The sequence below is a fragment of the Azospira sp. MPR-E4 genome, assembly GCF_058809645.1.
The window spans coordinates 61,228-87,407 of record NZ_JBXAST010000002.1; the positions used below are offsets into that span (position 1 = coordinate 61,228).

Here is a 26,180-nt window from a genome sequence, read left to right on the forward strand (position 1 = left end):
GCTTACTCGCCGAAGAGGGCGTCCACGAAGTCCCGGGCGACGAAGGGGCGCAGGTCGTCGATGCCTTCGCCGACGCCGATGAAGCGCACCGGCTTGGGACACTGGCGGGCGATGGCGGCGATGACGCCGCCCTTGGCGGTGCCGTCCAGCTTGGTCAGCACCAGGCCGGTGACGTTGATGGACTTGTCGAAGGCCTTCACCTGGGCCAGGGCGTTCTGGCCGATGTTGGCATCCAGCACCAGCATCACCTCGTGGGGGCCGGTGGGGTCGGCCTTCTGGATCACCCGGCGCACCTTGGCGATCTCTTCCATGAGGTGCAGCTGGGTGGGCAGGCGGCCGGCGGTGTCAGCCAGCACCACGTCGATGCCCCGGGCCTTGGCGGCGGCGATGGCATCGAAGACCACGGCCGCCGGGTCGCCGGATTCCTGGGCGATGACCGTGACGTTGTTGCGCTCGCCCCAGGTCATCAGCTGTTCCCGGGCAGCGGCGCGGAAGGTGTCGCCGGCGGCCAGCAGCACGCTCTTGCCCTGGCCCTGGAAGTACTTGGCCAGCTTGCCGATGGAGGTGGTCTTGCCGGCGCCGTTGACCCCGGCAATCATGATGACGAAGGGCTTGTGGCTATCCACCTGCAGGGGCGCTTCCAGGGGCGCCAGCATCTGGGCCAGGGTGTCGGCCAGGGCCTGCTGGATGGCGGCGGCGCCTTCCAGCTTGTCCTGCTTGGCGCGGCGCTTCAGTTCGTCGAGCAGGTGCATGGTGGCGTCCATGCCCACGTCGCTGGTCAGCAACAGGGTCTCCAGTTCTTCCAGCAGTTCGTCGTCCACCTTGCCTCGGGCAAAGACGGACTTGAGCTTGCCGCCAAGCTGGGAGCGGGTGCGGGAGAGGCCGGCGAAAAGGCGCTCGCGCCAGGAGAGCGGCTTGTCCAGGGGCTCCGGCACCGGCGCCACGGCGGCTGCGGTGGCGGGCGTGGCGTCCTGGTCTTTGTCGGATTTTTTCAAGAAACCAAACATGCGGGGTTCCGTTCTAAGTTCGTTCCCGGGCTGTCAGGGCTGACAGGGGGAGGGCGGCTCGGTAAGATGCGCCGCAGGAAAATCCGAATTTTAGCCCAAGCGTCCCCCGAGGACGTTGCCGAATTCGCCCGTTCATGGCCCTGCGGGGCATTTCATTTCGGAAGCGAACCATGATCCCCAGAAAATCGAGACTCCTGGCCCTGCTGCTGGGCCTGCTCCCCATTGGCGCAGTCCTGGCCAATCCCTATGAAACCACCCTGAAGAACGGCCTCAAGGTCATCGTCAAGGAAGACCGGCGTGCGCCCACGGCGGTGCACATGGTCTGGTACAAGGTGGGCAGCATGGACGAGGTGGACGGCACCTCCGGCGTCGCCCATGCCCTGGAGCACATGATGTTCAAGGGCACGCCCAAGGTCGGCCCGGGCGAGTTCAACAAGCGGGTGGCGGCTGCCGGTGGCCGCGACAACGCCTTCACCAACTACGACTACACCGCCTACTTCCAGCAGATTCCCAAGCAGAAGCTGCCCGAGATGATGGCCCTGGAGGCGGACCGCATGGGCCACCTGACCCTGGACCCGAAGGAATTCGCCAAGGAAATCCAGGTGATCATGGAAGAGCGGCGCATGCGCACCGACGACAATCCCCAGTCCCTGCTGTTCGAAGCCCTCAATGCCGTGGCCTACTCGGCCCATCCCTACCGCCGGCCGGTGATCGGCTGGATGGCGGACCTGGAGCAGATGACCGCCGCCGACCTGCGCCACTGGTACCAGCAGTGGTACGTGCCCAACAACGCCACCCTGGTGGTGGTGGGCGATGTGGACCACGAGGCCGTCTTCCGCCTGGCGGAAAAGACCTACGGCCAGCTCAAGCCCCGCGCCCTGCCGGCGCGCAAGCCCATTGCCGAGGCGCCCCAGAAGGGCAGTCGCCGCGTTACCGTGAAGGGCCCGGCGGAACTGCCCCAGGTGCTGCTGGCCTGGAAGGCGCCGACCCTGCGCGACGTGAACAAGGACAGCGACCCCTACGCCCTGGAAATGCTCGGTGCCGTGCTGGACGGCCACGACGGCGCCCGCCTCACCCAGCACCTGGTGAAGGACCAGCGTCTAGCCCAGTCCGTGGGCTCGGGTTACGACAACAGCAGCCGCGGCCCCTCCCTCTTCCTCATGCTGGGCACGCCCGCCGAGGGCCATACCCCGGCCGAGCTGGAGGCCGCCCTCAAGGCCGAAGTGGCGCGCATTGCCGCCGACGGCGTCAGCGAGGAAGAACTGAAGCGGGCCCGCGCCCAGCTGGTGGCGAGCCAGGTGTACAAGCGGGACTCCATGTTCGCCCAGGCCATGGAGATCGGTCAGATGGAAATCGTCGGCCTCTCCTACAAGTCCGTGGAGCGCATGATCGAAAAGCTCCAGGCCGTCACCGCCGCCGACGTGCAGCGGGTGGCCAAGCAGTATTTCAACGACGACAGCCTCACCGTGGGCCTGCTGGAACCCCAGCCCCTGGCCGATGCTCCCCGCCGCCGCGCCCCCGCCGGCGTGCGCCACTGATCGAGGAGACCATGATGCGACTGCCTAATTTCCTGCTCTTTGCCGCCGCCCTGCTGGGCTCTGCCGCCCAGGCCGGGGTCACCATCGAGCACTGGGTCGCCCCCTCCGGCGCCCGGGTCTATTTCGTCGAAAACCATGCCCTGCCCATCGTGGACGTGCAGGTGGACTTTGCCGCCGGCAGCTCCCGGGACCCGGCCGGCAAGTCGGGCCTGGCCGGCTTCACCCACGGCCTGCTCGACGGCGGTGCCGGCGACCTGGACGAGACCGCCATTTCCAACCGCCTGGCCGACCTGGGCGCCAACCTGGGCGGCGGTGCCGACCAGGACCGGGCCAGCCTGAGCCTGCGCACCCTGGCGGCCCGGGAAACCCGGGATGGCGCCCTGGAGATCATGCGCCTGGTGCTGCAGCAGCCCCGCTTCCCCGAGGCGGTGCTGCAGCGGGAGCAGGTGCGCGCCGTGGCCGGTCTGCGGGACGCCCTGACCAAGCCTGAAGTGCTGGCCAGCCGGGCCTTCTGGCAGGCCCTCTACCCGGACCATCCCTATGGCCGGGTATCCACCCCCGAGTCCCTGGAAAGCCTGACCCGGGCCGATGTGGAGTCCTTCTGGCGCGCCAACTACAACGCCGCCAAGGCCAGCGTCACCCTGGTGGGCGACCTCTCCCGCAGCGAGGCCGAGGCCATTGCCGAGAAGCTGACGGCCGGTCTACCCGCCGGTGGTCCGGCTGCCCCCATCCCGGCGGCCAGCCTGCCCCAGGGGCGGGTGGTGTCAGTGCCCCATCCGGCCACCCAGTCCCATCTCCTGCTCGGCCTGCCCGCCATTCCCCGGGGCGATCCGGACTTCTACGCCCTGCAGGTGGGCAACTACGTCCTTGGCGGCGGCGGCTTTGTTTCCCGCCTGCTCAAGGAAGTACGCGATGCCCGGGGCTACGCCTACAGCACCTACAGCTATTTCGCCCCCATGGTGGCCCGGGGTCCCTTCCAGATCGGCCTGCAGACCAAGCGGGCCCAGGCCGGCGATGCCCTCAAAGTGGTCAATGAGGTGCTGCAGGACTTCCTCGCCAAGGGCGTCACCGAGAAGGAGCTGAAGGCGGCCAAGGACAACATGGTCGGCAGCTTCCCCCTGCGCCTGGACAGCAACCGCAAGCTGCTCGACAACGTGGCGGTGATCGGCTTCTACGGCCTGCCCCTGGACTACCTGGATACTTACGCCGCCAAGGTGGAGAAGGTCAGCGCCGCCGACATCAAGGCCGCCTTCCAGCGCCACGTGCTGCCCCAGCACCTGGTGACGGTCAAGGTGGCTGCCGACTGATGGCCCGCCCCGGACCGCAGCCGGCCGGCCGGGCCGGCGCCGCCCGGGCCCGGGCGGGCAACAACGTGGTGCGCATCATCGGCGGCGAGTGGCGCCGCCGGGTGCTCTCCTTCCCCGACGGCGAAGGCCTGCGGCCGACGCCGGACCGGGTGCGGGAAACCCTCTTCAACTGGCTGGGCCAGGACCTGACGGGCTGGAACTGCCTGGATCTCTTTGCCGGCAGCGGCGCCCTGGGTTTCGAGGCGGCCTCCCGCGGAGCCGCCCGCTCCGTCCTGGTGGAGCGCTCGCCCAAGGCCTTTGCCGCCCTGAAAGACAACGCCGCCCTGCTGCAAGGGGAAAATTTGCAGATAATCCGGGAAGATGCGCTAAAATTCGTCGCCTCTACGGAGCTGCGTTTCGATCTGGTGTTCCTCGATCCGCCCTACCATCTCGGTTGGCTGGAAAAACTGGAACCCCTCCTGTCCCGGGTGCTGAAGGAAGACGGCGTGATTTACGCCGAAGCGGAAAAGCCCCTGGAAAGCCTGGGCGACTGGGCCACAGTGAAGCGCGGCAAGGCCGGGCAGGTCTTCTACCACCTTATGGCGCGGAACAATGCCGATGCTGAATAACCGACTGGCGATCTACCCGGGAACCTTCGACCCCCTGACCAAGGGGCACGAGGATCTGGTCCGGCGTGCCTCCAGCCTGTTCGACCGGGTCATCGTGGCCGTGGCCGACAGCCCGAACAAACGCCCGTTCTTCGGCCTGGAAGACCGGGTCGCCATGGCCCAGGAAATCCTGGCGCCCTATGGCAACGTGGAAGTGAAAGGTTTTTCCTGCCTGCTGATGGATTTCCTCCACCAGCAAGGCGCCAAGGTCATCATCCGCGGTTTGCGGGCGGTGTCCGACTTTGAATACGAATTCCAGATGGCGGGGATGAACCGTAATCTGTATCCCGAGGTCGAAACAGTATTCCTGACGCCTGGGGAGCAGTACATGTTCATTTCCGCCACCATGGTGCGCGAGATCGCCCGGTTGGGGGGGGATGTCAGCAAGTTCGTCCAGCCGGTCGTGGAGAAGCGGCTGGCGGCGAAAAAAGTCTCCGAACTATCTTGAATGAAGGAAAGCAGCTATGGCTTTGATGATTACCGACGAATGCATCAACTGTGACGTGTGCGAGCCGGAGTGCCCCAACGAGGCCATCTCCCAGGGCGAAGAGATCTATCAGATCGACCCCAGCAAGTGCACCGAGTGCGTCGGCCACTACGACACCCCCCAGTGCGTTGAAGTGTGCCCGGTGGATTGCATCCCCAAGAACCCGGACGTGGTCGAAAGCGAAGACCAGCTGTGGAGCAAGTACGAGAAGCTGACCGGCAACAAGCGCGCCTGAGCCTTCTCCGGGCCGGCAACGGCCCCAATAAAAAAGCCACGGCATGCCGTGGCTTTTTTATTGTCCGCACGGCGTGCGTCAGGCGGCGGCCTGGAGGCTTTCCCCCTGGGGGTGCAGCAGGGCCTGGAGATCGTTGCCGAGGATCTGCAGGGTGTCGATCTGGGCCAGCAGGGCAGCTTCCATGTGGTTCAGTTCGCCGATGCGGTCTTCCAGGGTGTCGGTGGCCTGGTGGATGCGCTTGATGCTTTCCAGGCGGCGCTTCAGCTGGATCTGGTGTTCCCGCACCTGGGTCTCCATGGGGGCCATGACTGCCTTCAGCCAGATTTCCACGTCCCGGTTGGCGTGCTCGAAGGCGCGGCGCACCTGCACCGCCACTTCCTCGAAGAACTTCTGGGTGACGTTGCCCTTCTCGTGGGTCAGCAGCTGGAACATGGTGTTGAGGTGGGTGTTGCACCACTGCTCCAGACGCTCCAGCTCCTTCTCGTAGCGCAGCAGGTTGAACTGGGTCGGCGAACCCAGCTTGAGCCCGTGCTCGACGCTGAACTTCTTGTAGATGGCCTCCATCATGGAGAGGATTTCGCCGATCTCCTTGCCGGACTTCTGCACGTTCTCCTTGGAGGTGCGGAAGAAGCGGTCCATGGCCTCGGACAGGCCCCGGGAGAAGGTGGCGGCCTGCATGGCGTCCCGGGTCTCGTGGGTGAGGCTGCGCAGGGCGTCCAGGCCCAGATGGGCGAAGAGGTTGTTGGTCAGGGTGGAGAAGACGCTGCGCACGGCGTAGTAGCGCTGCAGGCCCGATTCGAACTCTTCCTTCTCGGTCTTGATCTTGGCCATCATGTATTCCACGACGCCCTTGTTCTTGCCCTTCAGCTCGGTCAGTTCGGTCAGCTGTTCCTTCAGGCCCCGCATGCGGGAATCCAGCAGGGCGCGCATGCGGGCGTGCAGTTCGCCGAACTCGGCCTCGGTGTTGTCGCGCACGATGTCCTGCTTGGCCGGGATCAGCTCCTCGGAGAGGGCCCGTTCCAGTTCCGGCAGGCGGGAGCGCTGCAGCAGGGCGTCGTCACCGTTGATCTTGGCCACCAGGGCCTTCTGGGCGGAGACGGGGAACACCTGCTCCTGGGGCAGGCCCAGGATGGAGGCGCAGCTGTCGGCCTGGCGGGCAATTTCGGCCTGGATCTCCGCCTCACTCTTGAGCTCGTCCCAGAGGCCGTCGATCTTGTTGAGCACCGCCAGGCGGCCCCGCTTGCGGTTGCCGCCGGCGCCGATGTTGTCCTTCCAGATGGCCAGGTCGGACTGGGTGACGCCGGTGTCGGCGGCCAGGATGAAGAGCACGGCGTGGGCGTTGGGCAGCAGGGACAGGGTCAGTTCCGGCTCGGCGCCGATGGCATTGAGGCCCGGGGTGTCCAGGATCACCAGGCCCTGTTGCAGCAGGGGGTGGGGGAAGTTGATGACGGCATGGCGCCAGCGGGGGATTTCCACCAGGCCGTCCTCGCCGATGCGGTAGGTGGCGGCCTCGTCGTCGCCGACGGGAAAGCCCAGCTTCTCCGCCGTGTCCTTGTCCACCCGCACCACTTCGCTGACGTGGCGCAGGGTGTCCTGCATGGCTTCAGGGGAGTCCACGTTGAGGGGCACGGTCTCCCACTCGTTGGGGAAGCGCTTGTATTCGGAAATGCCGGCATTGGTGGCCCGGGTGTGGATGGGCAGCAGCTCGATGCAGGAGGGCTTGTCGGCATCGAACAGCAGTTCCGTCGGGCACATGGTGGTGCGGCCGGCGGAAGAGGGCAGCATGCGGTTGCCGTAGTCGGCGAAGAAGATGGCGTTGATCAGTTCCGACTTGCCCCGGGAGAACTCGGCGACGAAAGCCACGTTGAGGCGGTCTTCCTTGAGGCGCTCGAGCAGCTGGGTCAGGCGCAGGTCGCTCTGGGCATCGCCCAGTTCGTTGTCCGCCAGCCAGACGCGGAAGTGCTCGATGCACTCCGACAGCTGCGTCCGCCATTGGCTGTAGGCGGCGAAGTTCTGGGCAAGGGTATTCGGCATGGCGACACCGGCGACAAAAAGGGAGAGGCTACTCTACCCCACAATGCCAAATGGAATCAACGCGCTGGCGCCGCTTGTGCCAGCACTGGTTGAAATGGGGCGACGGACGGTCGCCGGGGTCGTCAGCGCTGGCAGCGGGGGCAGTAGAAAGTGCTGCGTCCGCCCTGGGTGATGCGGCGGATGGGGCCGCCGCATACCTGGCAGGGCTCTCCTTCCCGGTCGTAGACGGCGACGATGAGCTGGAAGCTGCCGGCGCCGCCGTCGCTATGCACGTAGTCGCGCACGCTGCTGCCGCCGGCGGCGATGGATTCCGCCAGCACCTCCCGCACCGTGGCCGCCAGTCTGTCGCAGCGCTGGCGGCTGAGGCGGCAGGCCGGCGTCAGGGGCGAAATGCGGGACCGGAAGAGGCTTTCCGCCGCATAGATGTTGCCGACGCCGACGATGCTGTGGGCGTCCATCAGCACCTGCTTGATGGGGGCCTGGCGCCGCCGCAGGGCCTGGTGCAGCCAGGCGCCGTCGAAGGCGTCGCTAAGCGGCTCGACGCCCAGGGGCGCCAGCAGGGGGTGGTCGAGGACAACGGGGCCGTCCACCCACAGCAGGGTGCCGAAGCGACGCGGGTCTCGGTAGCGCAGGGTGCGGCCGGGAAAATGCAGGTCCACATGGTCGTGCTTGCCCGGCGGCGTGCCGGGCGGGACCAGGCGCAGGCTGCCGGACATGCCCAGGTGCAGGATGATCCAGCCGCCGCCCCCATCGCTCTCGAAGTCGAAGAGCAGGTACTTGCCGCGCCGCTCTACCCGCTTCAGGCAGCGGCCCACGGGGCGTTCGGCCAGGGCCGGCGACAGTTCGTGACGCAGGCGCGGAGCCCGCAGGCTGACGCCCTGCAGCACCTGGCCGGGCAGGTAGGGCAGGAGGCCGAGGCGGCTGACTTCGACTTCGGGGAGTTCGGGCATGGCGAAAAGTGGATCAATGAGCGGATGTATGGATTGGTAAAGTGTTGCGAGCGGATGTAAGCGGCACGGCCGCCCGCTTGTGGCGCCCTGGAAAACTGCCTAACATGCGGCACTAATCTTAAGCGAAAGCTTCTAACGCGGTCTCCTCCCCGGTGACTGACACTGCCATGAAAATGATCCCCCTCGCTGTCCTGGTCGCCGCCCTGGCCGCCAATGGTGTCCTTGCCGCCGATGCCGCCCCCGCCCCCGTGGCCAAATCCCGGGCGGCCAAGGCCGAGCGGGCGCCCCGGGCTCCGGCGGCCGTGCCCACCTCTGCCGCCGAGCTTCCGGCCGGCCAGGTGGCGTACCAGGTGCTGCTGGCGGAAATCGCCCTGCGCCGGGGCTACGGCGACCTGGCCCTGTCCGTGTACGCGGAACTGGCCCTGCGCAGCCGGGACCCCCAGGTGCTGGCCCGGGCCATCGAGGTGGCGGGCTTTGCCCGGCGCATGGACCTGGCCCATGAACTGGCCCAGCTGTGGGTGGAAACGGAACCCGAGTCGGTGACGGCCCGCCAGACCCTGGTGGGGGTGCTGATCGTCCTCAACCGCCTGGACGACCTGGTGCCCCACCTGGGCAAGCTGCTGGAGCAGGACAAGGACAACCTGGGCGACAACCTCAGCCGCCTCAACCGCATGCTGGTCCGCCAGCCGGACAAGAGCGCCGTGCTGCGTCTGGTGCAGCGCGTCACCCAGCCCTACCAGGGCGTGGCCGAGGCCCACTTTGCCGTGGCTCAGGCTGCCCTGGCCGCGGGCGACCGCCCCCTGGCCCAGGAGTCGGTGCGCCGGGCCCAGGAGCTGCGTCCCGAATGGGAAATGCCGGTGCTGCTGGAGGCCCAGATCGTCTCCGCCGAAGCGCCGGCCAAGGTGGTGCCCCTGCTGGAGCGTTATCTGAGCCGCCATCCCAACGCCAAGGACGTGCGCCTGCACCTGGCCCGGGCCTATGTGGGCGACAAGCGCTTCAGCGATGCCAGCGCCGAGTTCCGCCGCCTGCTGCGGGACTTCCCCAACAGCGTCGAAGTGGTCTATCCGGTGGCCATCCTGGCTCTGCAGCAGAACGACCTGGACACCGCCGAGACCCAGCTCAAACACCTGCTGGAGCTGGAGTTCGGCGACCGCAACCTGGTCAATTACTACCTGGGCCAGGTCATGGAGGCGCGCAAGAACGAGGCGGCCGCCATCGACTACTACGGCCAGGTCGGCCTCAGCGAGCCCTTCCTTAATGCCCGCAACCGCCAGGCCATGCTGCTGGCCCGGGCCGGCAAGCTGGACGAGGCGCGGCAGGTGCTGCAGCAGACCGCCACCATGCATCCCACCGAGCGGGTTGCCCTGGGCCAGTCCGAAGCCCAGCTGCTGCGCGATGCCAAGCGTTACGCCGAGGCCCTGGAGGTGCTGGAACGCCTGCTCAAGAGCAATCCGGGCAATGCGGAGCTGCTCTACGACTCGGCCCTGGTGGCCGACCGTCTCGACAAGGTGGCCCTGGTGGAAGAGCGCCTGCGCCAGGTGATCGCCCTGCAGCCCGAGAATGCCCATGCCTACAACGCCCTGGGCTACACCTTCGCCGAGCGCAACATGCGCCTGGACGAAGCCCGGGAACTGGTGGCACGGGCCCTGGCCCTGCTGCCGGACGACGCCTTCATCATCGACAGCATGGGCTGGGTGCTCTATCGCCAGGGCGACCTGGCCGGCGCCCTGATGCAGCTGCAGAAGGCCTACGGCCTGCGCCAGGACCCGGAAATCGCCGCCCACATGGGCGAGGTGCTGTGGGGTCTGGGGCGCCAGGACGAGGCCCGCCGCGTGCTGCGCGAAGCCGCCAGGAAGGACCCGGACAACGAAGCCCTGGCCGCCGCGGTCAAGAAATTCCAGCCCTGATCCGTGGTCGCCGCATTTCTCCGTTTAGGCGCCGGAGCGCTCCTGGCCCTGCTCGCCGCCTGCAGCACCGTGCCGGAGCGCTATGCCGTGCCCGCCGTGGCGCGGGAAACCTTGCAGTCCTTCCAGATCGAGGGGCGTTTTTCCCTGCGCTACGAACAGGCCAGCTACTCCGGCAAGATCGCCTGGCGCCATGCCCCTGAAGGCGACGACATCTTCCTCATGAATCCCTTCGGCCAGGGCGCGGCGGAGATCAGCCGCCGTGCCGGCGTTGCCCGCCTGGTGACGGCCGACCAGAAGGAATTCCAGGCCGCCGATGCGGACCAGCTGGTGGCCGACGTGCTGGGCTATCCCCTGCCGGTGGCCGGCATGGGCGAATGGCTGCTGGCCCGTGCCGCCCCTGCAGGGGCGGCGGAGCGCGACGGTGCCGGCCGCCTGCTGCGCCTGCAGGAGGCCGGCTGGAGCATCGACTACGACTACGGCGACAACCCCAGTCCTCAGGCCCTGCCGGTGCGGCTGACGGCCCGCCGGGGCGAAGCCCTGGAGCTGAAGTTGCGCATCGACGACTGGAGCGCCCAATGAACCCGGCCTGGACCTGGGACAGCGCCTACCCGGCGCCGGCCAAGCTCAATCTCTTCCTGCATGTGGTGGGCCGCCGCGCCGACGGCTATCACCTGCTGCAGACCCTGTTCCGTTTCGTCGATTACGGCGACACCCTGCACTTCGCGCCCCGGGAGGACGGCCAGGTGCGCCTGCTCAATCCCCTGCCCGGGGTGCCGGAGGAGAGCGACCTGACCGTGCGGGCCGCCCGTCTCCTGCAGCAGGCGGCCAACTGCACCCGGGGGGCGGATATCCGCCTGGAGAAGCGGCTGCCCATGGGCGGCGGCCTAGGCGGCGGCAGTTCCGACGCCGCCACCGTGCTGCTGGCCCTCAACCACCTGTGGCAACTGGGCCTGTCCCGGGAACGGTTGCAGGCCCTGGGTCTGACCCTGGGGGCCGATGTGCCGGTCTTCATCTTCGGCCGCACCGCCTTCGCCGAGGGCGTGGGCGAGGCGCTGCAGGCCGTACCGGCGGCGCCGGCCTGGTATCTGGTGCTGCAGCCGCCGGTGGCGGTGCCCACCGTGGACATCTTCCGGGCTCCCGAGCTGAAGCGGGACACGCCGGCCATGGCGGCGGCCGATTGGCGGCCCGGCCTGGGCGGCAACGACCTGGAGCCGGTGGCCTGCGCCCGCTTTCCCGAGGTGGCGCGGCACCTGGCATGGCTGCAGCATTTCGGCCGGGCCCGCATGAGCGGCTCCGGGGCCTGCGTCTTTGCCGAATTCCCGGACCAGGCCGGGGCCGAGGCGGCCCTGGCCCAGCTGCCGCCCGACATGCGGGGCTGGGTGGCGCCCGGGCTGGACAGCCACCCCCTGTACGGACTGTTGCCCTAGGGTGGCCGGGTGGGTGGCGAAGTTTTTTGGCAAAAGATTTGCCCGCCCGAAATTTTTTGTGTAATATCCGCGCCTCGCTAGTCACGCAGCGCAACGCAGGTTGCGGGACAGGCACAGATTTCCAGTCGCTGGCGGCAGCAGTTCTGATGTCCGGCAGCGCCAAACCGGTTACTGGGGAGTCGCCAAGTTGGTTAAGGCACCGGATTTTGATTCCGGCATGCGAAGGTTCGAATCCTTCCTCCCCAGCCAATAATTCCGAGACAACGGGCAGGTACATACCTGCCCGTATTGCATTTCTGGGGGCGCCCCTATGGCTTTCAATAGCCTGATGGTCTTTACCGGCAACGCTAATCCCAAGTTGGCTGCCGACGTGGTTTCCCGCCTGGGCCGCCGTCCCCTGGGACGTGCCAGCGTAGGCCGCTTCTCCGACGGGGAAGTGAGTGTGGAAATCGAAGAGCACGTGCGTGGTCACGACGTCTTCATCCTGCAGTCCACCTGCGCCCCCTCCAACGATACCCTGATGGAACTGCTGGTGATGGTGGATGCGCTGAAGCGCGCCTCCGCCGGTCGCATCACCGCCGCCATTCCCTATTTCGGCTACGCCCGCCAGGATCGCCGTTCCCGTTCTTCCCGGGTGCCCATCGCCGCCAAGCTGGTGGCCGACCTGCTGACCGCCGCCGGTGTGGACCGGGTCCTCACCATGGACCTGCATGCCGAGCAGATCCAGGGCTTCTTCGATATCCCGGTGGATAACGTTTACGCCCTGCCGATCCTGCTGGAAGACATCCAGAAGCAGAACCACGAAAACCTGCTGGTGGTCTCCCCCGACCACGGCGGCGTGGTCCGCGCCCGTTCCCTGGCCAAGCGCCTGGAGTGCGACCTGGCCATCATCGACAAGCGTCGCCCCAAGGCCAACGTCTCCGAAGTGATGAACATCATTGGCGAAGTGGACGGCCGCACCTGCATCATCATGGACGACATCGTCGATACCGCCGGCACCCTGTGCAAGGCCGCCTCCGCCCTCAAGGCCAACGGCGCCCAGAAGGTGGTGGCCTACTGTACCCACCCGGTGCTGTCCGGCGCCGCCGTGGAGCGGGTCAATTCCTCCGACCTGGACGAACTGGTGGTGACCGACACCATTCCGCTGCGCGACGATGCCATGGCCTGTTCCCGCATCCGCCAGCTGTCCGTGGCCGAACTGCTGGCCGAGACCATCCGGCGCATCAGCAACGAGGACTCCGTGTCCTCCCTGTTCATCGAATAAGTTTTCTCAACCCCCCGGCTGGTCGCGGTCGGGGTCTTTACTTTGGAGTCATCATGATCTTTGAATTCAACGCCGATAAGCGCAACGACCAGGGCACCGGAGCGAGCCGCCGCCTGCGTCGTGCCGGCAAGGTCCCGGGCATCGTCTACGGTGGTACCGCTGCCCCCATCTCCATCGAGGTGGACCACAACGCCATCTACCTGGCTCTGCGCAAGGAAGCCTTCCACTCTTCCCTGATCAACCTGAACATCGACGGCAAGAAGGAATCCGTTCTGCTGCGCGACTACCAGGCTCACCCCTACAAGGCCATCGTGCTGCACGTGGACTTCCAGCGCGTCGATCCCAACCAGAAGCTGCACACCAAGGTGCCCCTGCACTTCGTGAACGCTGACATCGCTCCCGGCGTCAAGCTGGGCGGCGGCATCGTCTCCCACGTGCTGAACGAAGTGGAAGTGACCTGCCTGGCTGCCGACCTGCCCGAGTTCATCGAAGTGGACCTGAAGGACCTGGCTGCCGGCCACTCCATCCACATCGCCGACGTCAAGCTGCCCAAGGGCGTGGCTCTGGTGCAGCACGGCCAGGACAACCCCGTGGTCGCCACCATCATGACCGTGCGCGGCGCTGCCGCAGCCGAAGAAGCGGCTCCTGCTGCTTAATCTTCCGGTCTGACCGTGCAAGAAGCCGCCGCCGGGCTCAGCCCTCGCGGCGGCTTTATTTTTTGAGTCTTTCCAGTGAACGCTCCCCGTCTCATCGTTGGCCTGGGCAACCCCGGCGCGGAATACGAAGATACCCGGCACAATGCGGGCTTCTGGCTGGTGGACCGCCTGGCCCGGGACCTCAAGGTCAGCCTGGCGCCCCAGAGCAAGTTCCTCGGCCTGGCCGCCCGGGCCGGTGACACCTGGCTGCTGCAGCCCACCACCTTCATGAACCGTTCCGGCCATGCGGTGGCGGCCCTGGCCCGCTTCTACAAGATCGAACCGGAAGAGGTGCTGGTGGTGCATGACGAACTGGACCTGATGCCCGGTGCCATCCGCCTCAAGCAGGGCGGCGGCAACGGCGGCCACAACGGCCTCAAGGACATCCAGGCCCAGCTCGGCAGTCCCAATTTCTGGCGCCTGCGCCTGGGGATCGGCCACCCCCGCAGCCTCAACCTGAAGCAGGAAGTCGTCGATTTCGTCCTGCATCGCCCCCGGGCCGAGGAGCAGACGGAAATCGACAAGGCCATCGACCGCTGCCTGCTGGCCTGGCCCCGCATCGCCGCCGGCGATTTCGCCGCCGCCCAACAACAGTTACACGGCAAAACCGTTTAGCAAGGAAAACACCATGAGCTTGAAATGCGGCATCGTTGGTCTGCCCAACGTCGGCAAATCCACCCTCTTCAATGCCCTGACCAAGGCGGGCATCGAAGCGGCCAACTACCCCTTCTGCACCATCGAGCCCAATGTGGGCATCGTTGAAGTGCCCGATCCCCGCATGGCGGCCCTGGCCGAGATCGTCAAACCCCAGCGCATGCAGCCGGCCATCGTCGAGTTCGTGGACATTGCCGGCCTGGTGGCCGGCGCCTCCAAGGGCGAGGGCCTGGGCAACCAGTTCCTGGCCAACATCCGGGAAACCGATGCCATCGTGAACGTGGTGCGCTGTTTCGACGACCCCAATGTGGTGCACGTCTCCGGCAAGGTGGATCCCATCGCCGACATCGAGACCATCATCACCGAGCTGGCCCTGGCCGACCTGGCCGTGGTGGAGCGCACCATCGCCCGGGACGGCAAGAAGGCCAAGTCCGGCGACAAGGAAGCCCAGAAGCTGGTGGCTGTGCTGGAAAAGCTGCTGCCCCACCTCAACGAAGGCAAGCCCGCCCGCACCGCCGGCCTGTCCGACGACGACAAGCTCATCGTCAAGCCCCTCTGCCTGCTCACCGTGAAGCCCGCCATGTACGTGGGCAACGTCATGGAAGACGGCTTCGAGAACAATCCCCACCTGGACCGCCTGCGCGAACATGCCGCCAAGGAAGGCGCTCCCGTGGTGGCCGTGTGCGCCAAGATCGAGGAAGAACTGGCGGATCTGGAAGACGAGGACAAGCAGGCCTTCCTGGCCGACCTGGGTCTGGAGGAGCCGGGCCTCAACCGTCTCATCCGCGCCGGCTACGACCTGCTCGGCCTGCAGACCTACTTCACCGCCGGGGTCAAGGAAGTACGCGCCTGGACCATCCACAAGGGCGACACTGCCCCCCAGGCCGCCGGCGTCATCCACACCGACTTCGAGAAGGGCTTCATCCGGGCCCAGACCATCGCCTACGCCGACTTCATCGCCTTCAAGGGCGAGCAGGGCGCCAAGGAAGCCGGCAAGATGCGCTCCGAAGGCAAGGAATACGTGGTGCAGGACGGCGACGTGATGAACTTCCTGTTCAACGTCTGATTTTCTCCCGCCCCATGCCGGCCGGCCCCCTCGTCAGAGCGGGCCGGCTTTTTCTTGGTGCCGATCCGGTAAACTCCGGCCCATGACCCGCTCCCCTTCGGCCTATCGCGGCCGTTTTGCCCCCTCGCCCTCCGGCCCCCTGCATTTCGGTTCCCTGGTGGCTGCACTCGGCAGTTGCCTGGAGGCCCGTTGCCGCCAGGGCGAGTGGCTGGTGCGCATGGAGGACGTGGATGGGCCGCGCACGGTGCCGGGCGCGGCGGATGCCGTCCTACGCAGCCTGGAAGCCTACGGCTTCGTCTGGGACGGCCCGGTGCTGTGGCAGAGCCAGCGCCACGAGGCCTATGCCGCCGCCCTGGCCCGCCTGCAGGCGGCGGGGCAGGCCTATCCCTGCGCCTGTTCGCGCAAGGAGATCGCCGAGGGCCACGGCGGCCGCTCCATCGATGGCGCTCCCCGCTATGCCGGCACCTGCCGCGGCGGTTTGCTGCCCGGGCAGTCGCCCCGGGCCTGGCGCCTGCGTCTGCCGGACCGGGAGGTGAGCTTCGAGGACGGCCTGCTGGGCCGGGTGGGGCACAACCTGGAGCGGGACGTGGGGGACATCGTCCTGCTGCGGGCCGACGGCCAGTACGCCTACCAGCTGGCGGTGGTGGTGGACGATGCCTTCCAGGGCGTCACCCACGTGGTGCGCGGGGCCGACCTGCTGGATTCGACGCCGCGCCAGATCTGGCTGCAGCAGTGCCTGGGCGTGCCGACGCCGGCCTACGTGCATCTGCCCCTGGTCACCAATGCCCGGGGCGAGAAGCTGTCCAAGCAGACCCGGGCGCCGGCCCTGGACGATGGCCGGCCGGTGCCGGCCCTGGTGGATGCCCTGGAGTTCCTTGGCCAGCGGCCGCCTCCGGCCCTGCGCGCCGCCAGCCGGGACGAGGTCTGGGCCTGGGCGGTGGCCCACTGGAACCTGGCGCTGGTTCCCCGTTGCCGGGCCGTCAGCCTGGAATAGGGCTTGCCTGCTGGCTCCCAGGCCCTCAGTGCCTGGCGCCGTAGCCCGCCAGCCCGATCATCAGCCGCACCAGGGAATAGGCCAGGCGCCGCAGCCAGCGGGAATGCCAGGGAATGCGGCGCCAGCGTCCCGGCAGCAGCTCCCGTCCGCCCTCGGCCATGGCCTGCTGCAGGCTGCTCCGCAGCTGGGCGGTGAAGGTGGCGTCCCGCACCACCACATTAGCCTCCCGGGCCAGCAGCAGGGAGAAGGGATCGATGTTGCTGGAGCCCACGGTGGCCCAGTCCCGGTCCACCACCGCCACCTTGGCGTGGAGGAAGCTGCGGTGGTATTCGACGATGCGGATGCCGGCCTCCAGCAGGCTGCCGTAGAGGGCCTGGCTGGCGTAGTGCAGCAGCCGGTATTCCACCCGCCCCTGCAGCAGGATGGTGACGCGCACGCCCCGGGCGGCGGCTTCCCGCAGGGCTTCCTTGAAACGGCGCCCCGGCAGGAAATAGGCGTTGGCCAGGATCACTTCCTCCCGGGCTGCAGCGATGGCCTGCAGGTAGGCATCCTCGATGTCGCGCCGGTGGCGGATGTTGTCCCGCACCACGAAGGCGGCCGTCTGGTTGCCGACCGGCTGACAACAGGCCGGGGCCGGCGGCGGCAGGCGGAAGCGGTGGCGGAAACTGGCCCAGACGACGATTTCCCAGACATGCCGCACCGAGCGCTGGATCGGCTCCAGCAACGGGCCCTCGACGCAGACGGCGTAATCGAAGCGGGGCGGAATCTGGTGCGGCGTGTTGCGGTCGTCGATGATGTTGATGCCGCCGACGAAGGCCAGGCGGCCATCCACCACGGTGATCTTGCGGTGCAGGCGGCGCAGGCGATGCCGTCGCAGGCCCAGGTCGGGCAGTTCCGGGCGGTAGATGAGGACCTGCACGCCGTCGGCCACCAGGGCCGGCATCAGGGTCCGGGGAAAGTCCCGGGCGCCGAAGCCGTCGGCCAGGACCCGCACCTTGAGGCCGCGCCGGGCGGCCCGGCAGAGGGCGGAGGCGACGGCCTGGCCGGTCTCGTCGGCCTCGAAGATGTAGGTCTCCAGATGCACCTCCCGCTCCGCCCCGTCGATGGCGGCCAGCAGGGCGGGGAAGAACTCGTCGCCGCTGTTGAGCAGGGTGACCCGGTTGCCTGGCAGGTAGGCCGCGTCCATGGTGCCTAGACGGGGGTGAGGTGGGCGGAGAGGGCCGCGTGGTCCGAGATGCGCGACCAGGGACGGCCGAAATGGACCTGGGTGGCGCTGACGGCAAAGCCCCGGGCGTAGATGCGGTCCAGGCGGAACAAAGGCAGGCCGGCCGGATAGCTGCGCACCGGGCGGCCCCGGGCGCCGTGGAAGACCTCGGTCAGGCCCAGGCGCTCGGCCAGCAGGCCGTCGGCCCGGTTGCGCCAGTCGTTGAAGTCGCCGGCGATGATGAGGGGCGCATCCTCGGGCACCAGACCCTCCAGGCGCTGGGCCAGGGCGTCCATCTGCCGCCGCCGGCTGCGGCCGATCAGGGACAGGTGCACGCAGACGCAATGCAGGTGGCGCTCCCAGCCCGGCACCTGGACTTCGCAATGGAGCAGGCCGCGGCGTTCGAAGCGAAGATGGGTGACGTCCTGGTTGTGGCTGGAGAGGATGGGAAAGCGTGAGAGGATGGCGTTGCCGTGGTGGCCGTGGTCATAGACCATGTTGCGGCCGTAGGCGGCGTCGGGCCACACGTCCTCGGCGAGGAATTCGTGCTGGGGTTCCTCCGGCCAGTGCTCGTGCTGTTCCGCATGGCCCAGGTGCAGCCCCTGCACCTCCTGCAGGAATACCAGGTCCGGGCCCAGGGCCCGCAGGCGTTCCCGCAGTTCGTGCACCATCATGCGGCGGTTGAACTGGGAAAAGCCCTTGTGGATGTTGTAGGTGGTGATATGCAACGTGGGCGCGGGCATGGCGATGGGGAGGTGATCCCGTCCATTTTCGATAGTCGGAGGTTACCACGCCCTTATGCACGGACTAGGTAACGCCCTAGTTCTGGCGGCCTGGGCCGGTCGGTAAGATGCGCGCTCAATCAAAGAAACCCGATGCCCAACATGGATATCTCCCATTTTCGAGTTCGCACCCAGATTGCCATCATGCTGGGAGTGCTGGTGGTCGGCATGCTGGTTTTCGGCGCCTGGTCCTTCCGTACCTTAGGGCAGGTGGAAGTCAATGGCCCGATCTACCGCGATATCGTCCGCGGCAAGGACCTTGTGGCCGATGTTCTGCCGCCCCCCAGCTACATTATCGAGTCCTATCTGGTGGTGCTGCAGCTGGCCGATTCGGAACAGGCTGCCGAGCGCGAGTCCCTGATCGCCCGCCTCCACAACCTTGAAAAGGAGTACGCCAGCCGCCGCACTTTCTGGCAGGGGGAACCGCTGGCCTCCGATATCCGGGAACAGTTGCTGACTCAAGCGCATCGGCCAGCGGAGCAGTTCTTTCAGCTGGTGAGCGAGCGCTTCCTGCCCCACTTGAAGGCGGGAGACAATGCTGCGCTACGGGGCGACCTGAAAGCTTTGCGGACGAGTTACGAGGCCCATCGGCAGGCCGTGGACCGGGTGGTGGAGATGGCCAACCGTAGCAATGCCACCCAGGAGCAACAGGCCGATCGGGCCATTTCCCGCGCCGGCTTCGGGCTGGTCCTGGTGCTTGGCCTGGCCTTGCTGGGAGGAGGGGCGCTGGCCTTGGTCATCAGCAGGGGGTTGATCAAGCGCATCCGCCAGGCTGCCGAGGTGGCCACCCGGGTGGCCCAGGGCGACTTGCGTACCCCGGTCACGGTGGATGAGGGAGGTGAGGTCGGCGACTTGATGTCGGCCCTACAGACCATGCAGTTGCGGCTGCGGGAACTGATTGCCCATCTGGGCGAGAGTGCCGACCATATTTTCAGCGCATCCCAGCAACTGTCCGTGTCGGCGGAGCAGGTTTCCGCCCGCACCCAGGATCAGTCCCAGTCGGCCCAGAACATTGCCGGTGCCGTTTCTGCCCTGACCGAGCAGATCGCAGCCATGGCCGAGAGCGCCAATCGTTCGGAAACCATGGTGCATGAGGCAGGCAATACGTCGGCGCAGGGCAGCGCCGCGGTGACGCGCACCGCGGAAGAGGTGGCGGAAGTGGCGCGCCGGGTCGGAGAAACATCGGACACCATCCAGTCCTTGGGCGACCAGTCCCGGCGCATCTCTGACATCGTTAATGTAATCAAGGAAATTGCCGACCAGACCAACCTGCTGGCGCTCAACGCGGCGATTGAAGCGGCCCGGGCGGGGGAAACGGGGCGGGGCTTTGCCGTGGTGGCCGATGAGGTGCGAAAGCTGGCGGAGCGCACCAGCCAATCCACCCACGAAATCACGGCCATGATTACCGCAGTGCAGACCGGCACGAGCCGGGCGGTGGAATCCATGCTGCTTGGCTCCGAGAAAGCCAAGGACGGCGTGGGTCTGGTGCAACAGGCAGCGGCCACCATGCTGGAAATCAAGGCTGGCACCGAGGCCATTACCGAAGAGATCGTGACCATCTCATCAGCCCTCAGGTCCCAGGCCGAAAACAGTCGCCACGTGACTCATCAGGTGGACGAAATTGCCCGGGTCTCCAGCGATAACAACCTGGCCATCCAGGAAGTCGCCCAGACGGCAGTGAGTCTGACCCGGTTGGCGGAGGCCCAGCATGATGCCGTGGCGCGTTTCCGTCTCTGATTCAGCGGGGCAAAAAAAAAGGGCGTCCGAGGACGCCCTTTTTTCTTTCTGCCATGGCTCAGGAAATGGCCAGCATCCGGTCCAGGGCCAGCTTGGCCATGGGGGCTTCGTGGGCGGGCACGCTGATGCGGTTCACCACGTTGCCCTCGGCCAGGTTTTCCAGGGTCCAGGCCAGGTGCTGGGGGTCGATGCGCTGCATGGTGGAACACATGCACACCGTGGGGGCCATGAACTGGACGATCTTGCCTTCCGCCTTCACTTCCTCTGCCAGGCGGTTCACCAGATTCAGCTCGGTGCCCACCAGCCAGCGGGTGTTGGGGGCGGCTTCCTTGATGGTCTTGACGATGTGTTCGGTGGATCCCACGTAGTCGGAGGCCTTGCAGACGTCGAAGCAGCATTCCGGGTGGGAGATCACCAGGCCGTCCGGATGCTCCTGGCGGAAGCGCTGGATGTGGGCCGGCTGGAACATCTGGTGCACCGAACAGTGGCCCTTCCACAGCAGGATCTTGGCCTCCTTGATCTGCTGGGGGGTGAGGCCGCCGTATTCCTGGTCCGGGTCCCACACCACCATCTGCTCCATGGGAATGCCCATGTTGTGGCCGGTCCAGCGGCCCAGGTGCTGGTCGGGGAAGAACAGCACCTTTTCGCGCTGGGCGAAGGCCCACTTGGCGATGGTGCCGGCGTTGGAGGAGGTGCACACGATGCCGCCCCGTTCGCCGCAGAAGGCTTTCAGGTCGGCGGCGGAGTTGATGTAGGTGACCGGGGTCACCAGGCTTTCCGCATCGCCCAGCACTTCGTTCAGTTCGCGCCAGCAGCGCTCCACCTTGGCCAGGTTGGCCATGTCGGCCATGGAACAGCCGGCCGCCAGGTCCGGCAGGATGGCGATCTGCTCCGGCTTGGACATGATGTCCGCCACCTCGGCCATGAAATGCACGCCGCAGAAGACGATGTATTCGGCGTCGGTCTGGGAGGCCAGGCGGGACAGCTTGAGGGAGTCGCCGGTGAGGTCGGCGTGCTGGTACACGTCGGCCCGCTGGTAGTGGTGGCAGAGCAGGACGGCCTTCTTGCCCAGCTTGGCCCGGGCGGCGCGGATGCGCTCCTGGCAGTCGGCGTCGGCCATCTGGTTGAAACGGTCGAATTGAATGGTGGCTTGCATTTGCTAGTATGTTCCCGTACGGAATGGGAGCCCGGGGGCGAGAGCAATGTTGGGAAAGCGGAAATTCTATCATCGCTGGGGCCGGCCCCTTTCGCTGCTTTGCCTGCTGCTGGCGGGGGGCGCTGCACCGGTGTTCGGCGAGGAAGCGTTGCCGGAGCCGGAGGAGTTGCTGCTGGCGCCGCCGCCCCGCACCATCCAGGACGTAACCCGCCTGCTGGCCCAGTACAAGCCAGACCCCAAGGCGGCAGCCGAAGCCGTCGCCGCGGCCGAAAAGCCGGTACCCGATACCTCGGACCGCAATGTGCTGTTCGAGTTTTATCTGGAACGGGCCCGGGCTGCCGGCCGCATCGGCCGGGTCCGGCAGCAGATCGCCGACCTGGGCCAGGCCCGGCTCCTGGGCGAAGCCGGTTCGGCCCGCTATTCCCGCGCCCTGCGGGAACTGGCCTCCGCCGAGACCTCCGGCGGCAACCTGCTGGCGGCAGTGCGTTACGCCGAGGAGGCCATCCGCGCCACTCCGGCCAATTCCCAGGGCCAGCTGACGGGGACCAACCAGCTGGCCGCCTACCAGTACACCCTGATCGGCGATTTCGACAGCGCCCGGGCCCGGCTGCGGGACCTGGAGGCCATCCTGACCCGCATGAAGCAGAGTCGCAACTGGGACAACTTCGGCCATTCCTGGGCGGCTAACTACGAGCGGGCCCGGGGTGAGCTGTTCCGTGTCGAGGGCCGCTTCATTGAAGCCGAAGCGGCCTACCGCCGTGCCCTGCGGGAGAACGACGCCTACCTGGCGCTGCTGCCCCGGCTGCAGGAGCGGAACATCGACGGCGGCAGCGTGGATGGCAGCCGCCGTTTCACCGAGGTGCTGGAACGGAGCCTGGCGGCCACCCTGCTGGCCCAGGGCAAGACGGCGGAGGCCGAGATCTATGCCCGCCAGGCCATCCGCCACTCCCTGGAGCGGGGCGGCCGGGATTCGACCGATGTGGGCCAGGGCCTGCGCATCCTGGCCTCCATCCTGGCCGAGGAGGGGCGCCTGGAGGAGTCCACCCTGCTGGCCCGGGCGGCCCTGGACACTTTCCTCGAGGCCGGCGCCGTGCCCGAATCCCGCCTGCTTTCGGATGCCCGCCGCGCCCTGGCGGCGGCGCTGGTGGCCCAGCGCCGTTATGGCGAGGCCCTCCAGGTATTCGAGGAACTGCGGGCCGGCATCGCCGCTTCCCCCGAGCTGCTGGCCAAGACCGGTGCCGCCGACCTGGATTGGGTGCTGGCCCTGCTGCGTACCGGCAATGTGACGCGGGCCGAGCAGATGGCCCGGGCCATGTACGACTGGGCCCGCCAGCGCTACGGCGAGGGCAGTGCCCGCAGTGCCGAAGTGCGGGGCTTCCTGGCCATGACCCTGGGCGCCGCCGGCCGCCCCGAGGAGGCCTTCCAGGCCTTTGCCCAGGCGGTGCCGATCCTGCTGGACCAGGCCCGCAATGATGCCGAGGCGGAAACTGGTAGCCGCAAACGCCAGCAGCGCCTGCTGCTGATCCTGGAAAGCTACCTGCAGCTGCTGGGGCGCCTGGATGCCTCCAGCCCGGTCCTGCCCAAGGGCTTCGATGTGGTGGCCGAGTCCTTCCGTCTGGCCGACATCGCCCGTTCCAGTGGCGTGCAGCGGGCCCTTACTGCCAGTGCCGCCCGGGCCCGCATCGACGATCCGGCCCTGGCCGAGCTGGCGCGCAAGGAACAGGACGCCCAGCGCCGCATCAATTCCCTCAACACCCTGCTGACCCAGCTGCTGTCGGCTGCCGCGGACCAGCAGCTGCCCCAGGTGCAGCAGAAGATTCGCAGCGATGTGGATGCCCTGCGCCAGCAACGGGAAAGCTATCGTAAGGACATCGCCCGCCGTTTCCCCGATTACGCCCAGCTGGTGGATCCCCGGCCGCTGACCCTGGAGGAGGCGCGGCGTCGGCTGCACCCGGGGGAGGTGCTGGTGGCCTGGTACTTCGGCGAGGAGGGCGGTCAGGTTTGGGCGGTGCCGGCCCAGGGCCAGGCCCGCTCGGCGCCCGTCGCCCTGTCCCGGGCCCGGCTGGCGGCGGCCGTGGCCGGCCTGCGCCGCGCCCTGGACCCGGGGGTGACCAGCATCGAGGAAATCCCCCCCTTCGACGTGGCCGCCGCCCACGATCTCTACGTGCAGCTGCTGCAGTCCGTGCTGCCGGCCTGGCAGGGCGCCCGGATCCTGCTGGCGGTGCCCCACGTCGAGCTGGGCCAGCTGCCCCTGTCCGTCCTGGTGACGGAAGCGGTACCGGCGCCGGGGCGCAGCCCGCTGCCTTTCGCCGCCTACGAGGAGGTGCCCTGGCTGGCCCGTAGCGTCGCCATCGCCCAGCTGCCCTCGGTGACGGCCCTGGGCAGCCTGCGGGCCCTCAAGCCGGGGGACGCCGGGCGTCGTCCCTTCATCGGTTTCGGCGATCCCCTGTTCAGCGAGGAGCAGGCCCGGCTGGCGGCGCTGCCGCCCAAGGGCATGGCCACCCGGGGGGCGCCCCTGCACCTGCGCAGCGTGCCCCGCACCGGCGGCGTCGATTCGGCCGAGCTGGCCCTGCTGCCGCGCCTGCCCGACACGGGCAGCGAAATCCGGGAAATCGCCCGGGTCCTGGGGGCCGAACGGGATGACGACATCTACCTGCAGACCCGGGCCAGCGAACGCTCCGTCCTGGAGGCGGACCTGAGCAACCGGCGGGTGGTGATGTTCGCCACCCACGGCCTGGTGCCCGGGGACCTGGACGGCCTGACCCAGCCTGCCCTGGCCCTCACGGCGCCCCAGCTCAGCGGCGGCAAGGGCGACGGCCTGCTGACCCTGGACGAGATTCTCGGCCTGAAGCTGAATGCGGATTGGGTGGTACTCTCCGCCTGCAATACGGCAGCGGGGGAGGGCAGTGGCGCCGAAGCCGTATCCGGCCTGGGGCGGGCCTTTTTCTACGCCGGCGCCCGGGCCCTGCTGGTCTCCAACTGGCCGGTGGAAACCGTGGCGGCCCGTCTCATCATGACGGACCTGTTCCGCCGCCAGGTGCAGATGCCGGGGCTGGCCAAGGCCGAGGCCCTGCGCCAGTCCATGCTGGCCCTGCTGTCCGGGCCGGGCAGCGTGGATGCGAAAACGGGCAAGGCTGCGTTCAGCTATGCCCATCCCCTGTTTTGGGCCCCCTTTGTGGTGGTGGGCGATTGAGAGGAGAGCGACGATGCAGCGAGTGACGAGTTTTTTTGCGACGATGGCCTTGCTCGGCCTGCTCAGCGGCCCGGCCGCGGCAGTGACCCTGATCAAGGACGAGGAAGCCCGTCTGCCGGCAGCGGCGGCGGGGCTGGTCACCCGCGGCATCACCCGGGGCCCGGGGGTGAAGATGCTGTCCCCCGATCCGGCGGCTGGCCCGGTCAAATCCCCCTTCAACCTGAAGGTCAGTTTCGAACCCCGAGGCGGTGCCCGGATCGATCCGGCCAGCGTCTCCGTCACCTATCTGAAGGCGACCCCGGTGGACCTGCTGCCCCGGGTCAAGGCCGGCTTGAGCGCGGGCGGTATCGAGCTGGCGGGCGCTGAAGTGCCGCCGGGGGAGCACCAGATCCGCGTCACCGTGCAGGACAGCGAGGGGCGTCAGTCCTCCACCGTGCTGCAGCTCAATGTGGTGAAGTGATCCCATGAAGTGCCCCTACTGCACCTCCGACATTTCCCGGGAAGCCCTGGTGTGTCCCGTCTGCCGCCGCGACCTCTACCTGTTCAAGCCGCTCCTGGCCCGCATTGCGGACCTGGAGGCCCAGTTGCAGGAGAGCCGCGAGGCGGCACCGGAACTGTCGGCCCTGCAGGAGCGGATTCGCCTGCTGGAAGCCGGCAGCCCGCCCGGGGCCATGGCCGGCGTGGCGACCGGCGGTTCCGGCTGCGGGCGGGGCAGCTGGCTGCTGTACTGGGGGCTGCCCCTGCTGTTGTTGCTGCTGGCCCACGGCCTCATCGTGCTGGCCTTCGATCTCGACACGCTATATCTGCGCATCGTTTCCCTGCTCATTCCCCTGCCCTTCGGTTTTCTGCTGCTGCAACGGGGGCCGCGGTCCCTCTGGCATGCCGGCGCTGCCGCCTTTGCCATGGCGGCCCTGGCGGTGCTCGGCATGAGTGGTCTGGTGGCCTACGTGGATGGGGTGCCCTGGCTGCCCCAGGGGCGGGTGGAGTGGCGTGAATTCGCCGAGTACGCCGCCAGCATCGGTTTCAGCTACCTCACCGGCATGCTGCTGGGGCGCCTGCTGGCCCGCCGTGTCTCCGCGCTGCCGGTGGACATGGCGGCGGAGTCGGCGGCAGGGCAGGGCGGCTGGAAGATGGCCCTGGCGCGGCGCCTGGTGAGCGGCCCGCCCAGCATGGAAAAGCTGCAGAAGGCGGTATCCCGCATCAACGAGGTTTCCAGCTCCCTGGTGGCCATCGGCACCACGGTGCTGTCCATCTACACCGGGCTGAAAGACCTGCTCGGCTGATCCTCAGCCCTGCTGCCAGGGCAGGCCGGCATGGCGCCAGCCGCCCACCTTGTTGCGCTGGCCGTTGGCATCCTTGTCGCCCTCGAAGCCTTCGAGGACGTTGTACACCTCGGTGTAACCGGCCTGCACCGCCGTTTCGGCGGCCTTGTGGGAGCGGGCGCCGCTGCGGCAGATGAACATCACCAGGGCCTCTTTATCCACCTGATGCACCAGTTGGGCGGCGAAGTGGGGATTGGGCTGGTTGCCGGGATACTGCATCCATTCGATTTCCACGGCACCGGGAATGCGGCCGACCCAGTCCCACTCGGCGTGGGTGCGCACATCCACCAGCTTGGCTCCCGGCGCGGACTGCAGCAGTTCGTAGGCCTCCCGGGGCGTCAGGGCGCCGCCATAGGGCAGGCCCAGTTGCCGGGCCCGTTCCTGGGCCAGGGTCAGAATGTCGGAAATCTTGCCCATGGCGCTTGTCCTTCTGCTGGTTGATGGGAAAAGTATAAGTCAGATGCCGCTGCCGGCGGAGCCGTCCAGGTTTCCTGGCGCCGGAGTTGTCGCGAGGGGGGACGAGCAGCTTTGGGGCGCCGATATACACGAACGCACCAGAATGGTGCGTTAGACT

Annotated in this window: 24 protein-coding genes and 1 tRNA gene; 18 read left to right on the forward strand and 7 right to left on the reverse strand. The window is 67.5% G+C overall.

Translation table 11 applies throughout. The features are described from left to right. Positions 1 to 2: 2 nt before the first annotated feature. The gene (ftsY, locus tag AC1RTA_RS01080) at positions 3 to 1,007 is read right to left on the reverse strand and encodes a signal recognition particle-docking protein FtsY (RefSeq protein ID WP_130459496.1); all 1,005 of its coding nucleotides are present in this window, start codon (positions 1,005 to 1,007) and stop codon (positions 3 to 5) included. Between the two features lie 170 nt (positions 1,008 to 1,177). Between ftsY and AC1RTA_RS01085 the strand changes: the two genes are divergently transcribed. The 5 genes from AC1RTA_RS01085 to AC1RTA_RS01105 are packed head-to-tail and all read left to right on the forward strand — an operon-like array spanning position 1,178 to position 5,221. Then, positions 1,178 to 2,545 (forward strand): M16 family metallopeptidase, encoded by a 1,368-nt coding sequence (locus AC1RTA_RS01085; protein ID WP_492783752.1) that lies wholly within the window; start codon positions 1,178 to 1,180, stop codon positions 2,543 to 2,545. A gap of 11 nt (positions 2,546 to 2,556) precedes the next feature. Further along, the gene (locus AC1RTA_RS01090; protein ID WP_492783753.1) at positions 2,557 to 3,852 is read left to right on the forward strand and encodes a M16 family metallopeptidase; all 1,296 of its coding nucleotides are present in this window, start codon (positions 2,557 to 2,559) and stop codon (positions 3,850 to 3,852) included. Continuing rightward, entirely contained in the window at positions 3,852 to 4,460 is a 609-nt protein-coding gene (rsmD, locus tag AC1RTA_RS01095) for a 16S rRNA (guanine(966)-N(2))-methyltransferase RsmD (protein ID WP_014236131.1), read from the forward strand. Before AC1RTA_RS01090 ends, rsmD begins: the two co-directional genes overlap by 1 nt. Beyond that, on the forward strand, positions 4,450 to 4,947 hold the full coding sequence (coaD, locus tag AC1RTA_RS01100; RefSeq protein ID WP_014236132.1) for a pantetheine-phosphate adenylyltransferase: 498 nt from the start codon (positions 4,450 to 4,452) through the stop codon (positions 4,945 to 4,947). The genes rsmD and coaD overlap by 11 nt, the downstream gene beginning before the upstream one ends. Before the next feature lie 16 nt (positions 4,948 to 4,963). Further along, the gene (locus AC1RTA_RS01105) at positions 4,964 to 5,221 is read left to right on the forward strand and encodes a YfhL family 4Fe-4S dicluster ferredoxin (protein WP_014236133.1); all 258 of its coding nucleotides are present in this window, start codon (positions 4,964 to 4,966) and stop codon (positions 5,219 to 5,221) included. Between the two features lie 78 nt (positions 5,222 to 5,299). Here the strand turns inward: AC1RTA_RS01105 and AC1RTA_RS01110 are convergent, their stop codons facing one another. Both AC1RTA_RS01110 and mutM read right to left on the reverse strand, forming a co-directional pair. Continuing rightward, complete coding sequence (locus tag AC1RTA_RS01110; RefSeq protein ID WP_492783754.1) at positions 5,300 to 7,255, reverse strand: dynamin family protein; 1,956 nt, start codon at positions 7,253 to 7,255, stop codon at positions 5,300 to 5,302. Between the two features lie 122 nt (positions 7,256 to 7,377). After that, on the reverse strand, positions 7,378 to 8,205 hold the full coding sequence (gene mutM / locus AC1RTA_RS01115) for a bifunctional DNA-formamidopyrimidine glycosylase/DNA-(apurinic or apyrimidinic site) lyase (protein ID WP_492783755.1): 828 nt from the start codon (positions 8,203 to 8,205) through the stop codon (positions 7,378 to 7,380). 167 nt (positions 8,206 to 8,372) lie between these two features. Between mutM and AC1RTA_RS01120 the strand changes: the two genes are divergently transcribed. The 9 genes from AC1RTA_RS01120 (at position 8,373) to gluQRS (ending at position 16,212) form a co-directional block, all read left to right on the forward strand. Next, entirely contained in the window at positions 8,373 to 10,112 is a 1,740-nt protein-coding gene (locus AC1RTA_RS01120; RefSeq protein ID WP_492783756.1) for a tetratricopeptide repeat protein, read from the forward strand. A 3-nt stretch (positions 10,113 to 10,115) separates the two neighbouring features. Further along, positions 10,116 to 10,691 (forward strand): lipoprotein insertase outer membrane protein LolB, encoded by a 576-nt coding sequence (lolB, locus tag AC1RTA_RS01125; protein WP_492783757.1) that lies wholly within the window; start codon positions 10,116 to 10,118, stop codon positions 10,689 to 10,691. Beyond that, positions 10,688 to 11,539, forward strand: coding sequence for a 4-(cytidine 5'-diphospho)-2-C-methyl-D-erythritol kinase (ispE, locus tag AC1RTA_RS01130; protein ID WP_492783758.1), 852 nt, complete (start codon positions 10,688 to 10,690; stop codon positions 11,537 to 11,539). The genes lolB and ispE overlap by 4 nt, the downstream gene beginning before the upstream one ends. A 172-nt stretch (positions 11,540 to 11,711) precedes the next feature. Beyond that, a tRNA-Gln gene (locus tag AC1RTA_RS01135) sits at positions 11,712 to 11,788 on the forward strand. A 61-nt stretch (positions 11,789 to 11,849) separates the two neighbouring features. Continuing rightward, the gene (locus AC1RTA_RS01140; RefSeq protein ID WP_014236139.1) at positions 11,850 to 12,803 is read left to right on the forward strand and encodes a ribose-phosphate pyrophosphokinase; all 954 of its coding nucleotides are present in this window, start codon (positions 11,850 to 11,852) and stop codon (positions 12,801 to 12,803) included. Between the two features lie 53 nt (positions 12,804 to 12,856). Next, positions 12,857 to 13,459, forward strand: a complete 603-nt coding sequence (locus tag AC1RTA_RS01145) for a 50S ribosomal protein L25/general stress protein Ctc (RefSeq protein WP_014236140.1) — start codon at positions 12,857 to 12,859, stop codon at positions 13,457 to 13,459. 75 nt (positions 13,460 to 13,534) lie between these two features. After that, positions 13,535 to 14,113: an aminoacyl-tRNA hydrolase gene (pth, locus tag AC1RTA_RS01150; RefSeq protein WP_014236141.1), complete on the forward strand. Its 579-nt coding sequence runs from the start codon at positions 13,535 to 13,537 to the stop codon at positions 14,111 to 14,113. A gap of 13 nt (positions 14,114 to 14,126) precedes the next feature. After that, a complete protein-coding gene (gene ychF, locus AC1RTA_RS01155; protein WP_014236142.1) occupies positions 14,127 to 15,218 on the forward strand; it encodes a redox-regulated ATPase YchF in 1,092 nt (363 codons plus the stop codon). An 82-nt stretch (positions 15,219 to 15,300) separates the two neighbouring features. Continuing rightward, positions 15,301 to 16,212 carry a tRNA glutamyl-Q(34) synthetase GluQRS gene (gene gluQRS, locus AC1RTA_RS01160; RefSeq protein WP_492783759.1) on the forward strand — a complete coding sequence of 304 codons (912 nt, stop codon included), beginning with the start codon at positions 15,301 to 15,303 and terminating at the stop codon, positions 16,210 to 16,212. Between the two features lie 25 nt (positions 16,213 to 16,237). Here gluQRS and clsB read toward each other — a convergent pair whose 3' ends face one another. Beyond that, complete coding sequence (clsB, locus tag AC1RTA_RS01165; protein ID WP_492783760.1) at positions 16,238 to 17,398, reverse strand: cardiolipin synthase ClsB; 1,161 nt, start codon at positions 17,396 to 17,398, stop codon at positions 16,238 to 16,240. A gap of 5 nt (positions 17,399 to 17,403) precedes the next feature. Next, positions 17,404 to 18,159 carry an endonuclease/exonuclease/phosphatase family protein gene (locus AC1RTA_RS01170; RefSeq protein WP_130459477.1) on the reverse strand — a complete coding sequence of 252 codons (756 nt, stop codon included), beginning with the start codon at positions 18,157 to 18,159 and terminating at the stop codon, positions 17,404 to 17,406. Between the two features lie 141 nt (positions 18,160 to 18,300). On the opposite strand from AC1RTA_RS01170, the gene AC1RTA_RS01175 reads away from it, so the two are divergent. Continuing rightward, positions 18,301 to 19,935 carry a methyl-accepting chemotaxis protein gene (locus tag AC1RTA_RS01175; RefSeq protein ID WP_492783761.1) on the forward strand — a complete coding sequence of 545 codons (1,635 nt, stop codon included), beginning with the start codon at positions 18,301 to 18,303 and terminating at the stop codon, positions 19,933 to 19,935. 58 nt (positions 19,936 to 19,993) lie between these two features. Here AC1RTA_RS01175 and nadA read toward each other — a convergent pair whose 3' ends face one another. Continuing rightward, on the reverse strand, positions 19,994 to 21,091 hold the full coding sequence (nadA, locus tag AC1RTA_RS01180) for a quinolinate synthase NadA (RefSeq protein WP_492783762.1): 1,098 nt from the start codon (positions 21,089 to 21,091) through the stop codon (positions 19,994 to 19,996). A gap of 49 nt (positions 21,092 to 21,140) precedes the next feature. On the opposite strand from nadA, the gene AC1RTA_RS01185 reads away from it, so the two are divergent. The 3 genes from AC1RTA_RS01185 to AC1RTA_RS01195 are packed head-to-tail and all read left to right on the forward strand — an operon-like array spanning position 21,141 to position 25,567. Then, positions 21,141 to 24,284 carry a CHAT domain-containing protein gene (locus AC1RTA_RS01185; RefSeq protein ID WP_492783763.1) on the forward strand — a complete coding sequence of 1,048 codons (3,144 nt, stop codon included), beginning with the start codon at positions 21,141 to 21,143 and terminating at the stop codon, positions 24,282 to 24,284. A 43-nt stretch (positions 24,285 to 24,327) separates the two neighbouring features. Next, a complete protein-coding gene (locus AC1RTA_RS01190; RefSeq protein ID WP_207222253.1) occupies positions 24,328 to 24,744 on the forward strand; it encodes a hypothetical protein in 417 nt (138 codons plus the stop codon). A 4-nt stretch (positions 24,745 to 24,748) separates the two neighbouring features. Continuing rightward, positions 24,749 to 25,567 (forward strand): hypothetical protein, encoded by an 819-nt coding sequence (locus AC1RTA_RS01195; RefSeq protein ID WP_492783764.1) that lies wholly within the window; start codon positions 24,749 to 24,751, stop codon positions 25,565 to 25,567. 3 nt (positions 25,568 to 25,570) lie between these two features. On the opposite strand, the gene AC1RTA_RS01200 is transcribed toward AC1RTA_RS01195, so the two are convergent. Then, positions 25,571 to 26,023, reverse strand: coding sequence for a rhodanese-like domain-containing protein (locus tag AC1RTA_RS01200; RefSeq protein ID WP_014236150.1), 453 nt, complete (start codon positions 26,021 to 26,023; stop codon positions 25,571 to 25,573). Positions 26,024 to 26,180 lie beyond the last annotated feature (157 nt).

What these genes read in the sequence shown, in the direction of transcription:
- ftsY (WP_130459496.1), bottom strand. Translation starts at nt 1,007, where the DNA reads ATGTTTGGTTTCTTGAAAAAATCCGACAAAGACCAGGACGCCACGCCC.
- AC1RTA_RS01085 (WP_492783752.1), top strand. Translation starts at nt 1,178, where the DNA reads ATGATCCCCAGAAAATCGAGACTCCTGGCCCTGCTGCTGGGCCTGCTC.
- AC1RTA_RS01090 (WP_492783753.1), top strand. Translation starts at nt 2,557, where the DNA reads ATGATGCGACTGCCTAATTTCCTGCTCTTTGCCGCCGCCCTGCTGGGC.
- rsmD (WP_014236131.1), top strand. Translation starts at nt 3,852, where the DNA reads ATGGCCCGCCCCGGACCGCAGCCGGCCGGCCGGGCCGGCGCCGCCCGG.
- coaD (WP_014236132.1), top strand. Translation starts at nt 4,450, where the DNA reads ATGCTGAATAACCGACTGGCGATCTACCCGGGAACCTTCGACCCCCTG.
- AC1RTA_RS01105 (WP_014236133.1), top strand. Translation starts at nt 4,964, where the DNA reads ATGGCTTTGATGATTACCGACGAATGCATCAACTGTGACGTGTGCGAG.
- AC1RTA_RS01110 (WP_492783754.1), bottom strand. Translation starts at nt 7,255, where the DNA reads ATGCCGAATACCCTTGCCCAGAACTTCGCCGCCTACAGCCAATGGCGG.
- mutM (WP_492783755.1), bottom strand. Translation starts at nt 8,205, where the DNA reads ATGCCCGAACTCCCCGAAGTCGAAGTCAGCCGCCTCGGCCTCCTGCCC.
- AC1RTA_RS01120 (WP_492783756.1), top strand. Translation starts at nt 8,373, where the DNA reads ATGAAAATGATCCCCCTCGCTGTCCTGGTCGCCGCCCTGGCCGCCAAT.
- ispE (WP_492783758.1), top strand. Translation starts at nt 10,688, where the DNA reads ATGAACCCGGCCTGGACCTGGGACAGCGCCTACCCGGCGCCGGCCAAG.
- AC1RTA_RS01140 (WP_014236139.1), top strand. Translation starts at nt 11,850, where the DNA reads ATGGCTTTCAATAGCCTGATGGTCTTTACCGGCAACGCTAATCCCAAG.
- AC1RTA_RS01145 (WP_014236140.1), top strand. Translation starts at nt 12,857, where the DNA reads ATGATCTTTGAATTCAACGCCGATAAGCGCAACGACCAGGGCACCGGA.
- ychF (WP_014236142.1), top strand. Translation starts at nt 14,127, where the DNA reads ATGAGCTTGAAATGCGGCATCGTTGGTCTGCCCAACGTCGGCAAATCC.
- gluQRS (WP_492783759.1), top strand. Translation starts at nt 15,301, where the DNA reads ATGACCCGCTCCCCTTCGGCCTATCGCGGCCGTTTTGCCCCCTCGCCC.
- clsB (WP_492783760.1), bottom strand. Translation starts at nt 17,398, where the DNA reads ATGGACGCGGCCTACCTGCCAGGCAACCGGGTCACCCTGCTCAACAGC.
- AC1RTA_RS01170 (WP_130459477.1), bottom strand. Translation starts at nt 18,159, where the DNA reads ATGCCCGCGCCCACGTTGCATATCACCACCTACAACATCCACAAGGGC.
- AC1RTA_RS01175 (WP_492783761.1), top strand. Translation starts at nt 18,301, where the DNA reads ATGGATATCTCCCATTTTCGAGTTCGCACCCAGATTGCCATCATGCTG.
- nadA (WP_492783762.1), bottom strand. Translation starts at nt 21,091, where the DNA reads ATGCAAGCCACCATTCAATTCGACCGTTTCAACCAGATGGCCGACGCC.
- AC1RTA_RS01190 (WP_207222253.1), top strand. Translation starts at nt 24,328, where the DNA reads ATGGCCTTGCTCGGCCTGCTCAGCGGCCCGGCCGCGGCAGTGACCCTG.
- AC1RTA_RS01195 (WP_492783764.1), top strand. Translation starts at nt 24,749, where the DNA reads ATGAAGTGCCCCTACTGCACCTCCGACATTTCCCGGGAAGCCCTGGTG.
- AC1RTA_RS01200 (WP_014236150.1), bottom strand. Translation starts at nt 26,023, where the DNA reads ATGGGCAAGATTTCCGACATTCTGACCCTGGCCCAGGAACGGGCCCGG.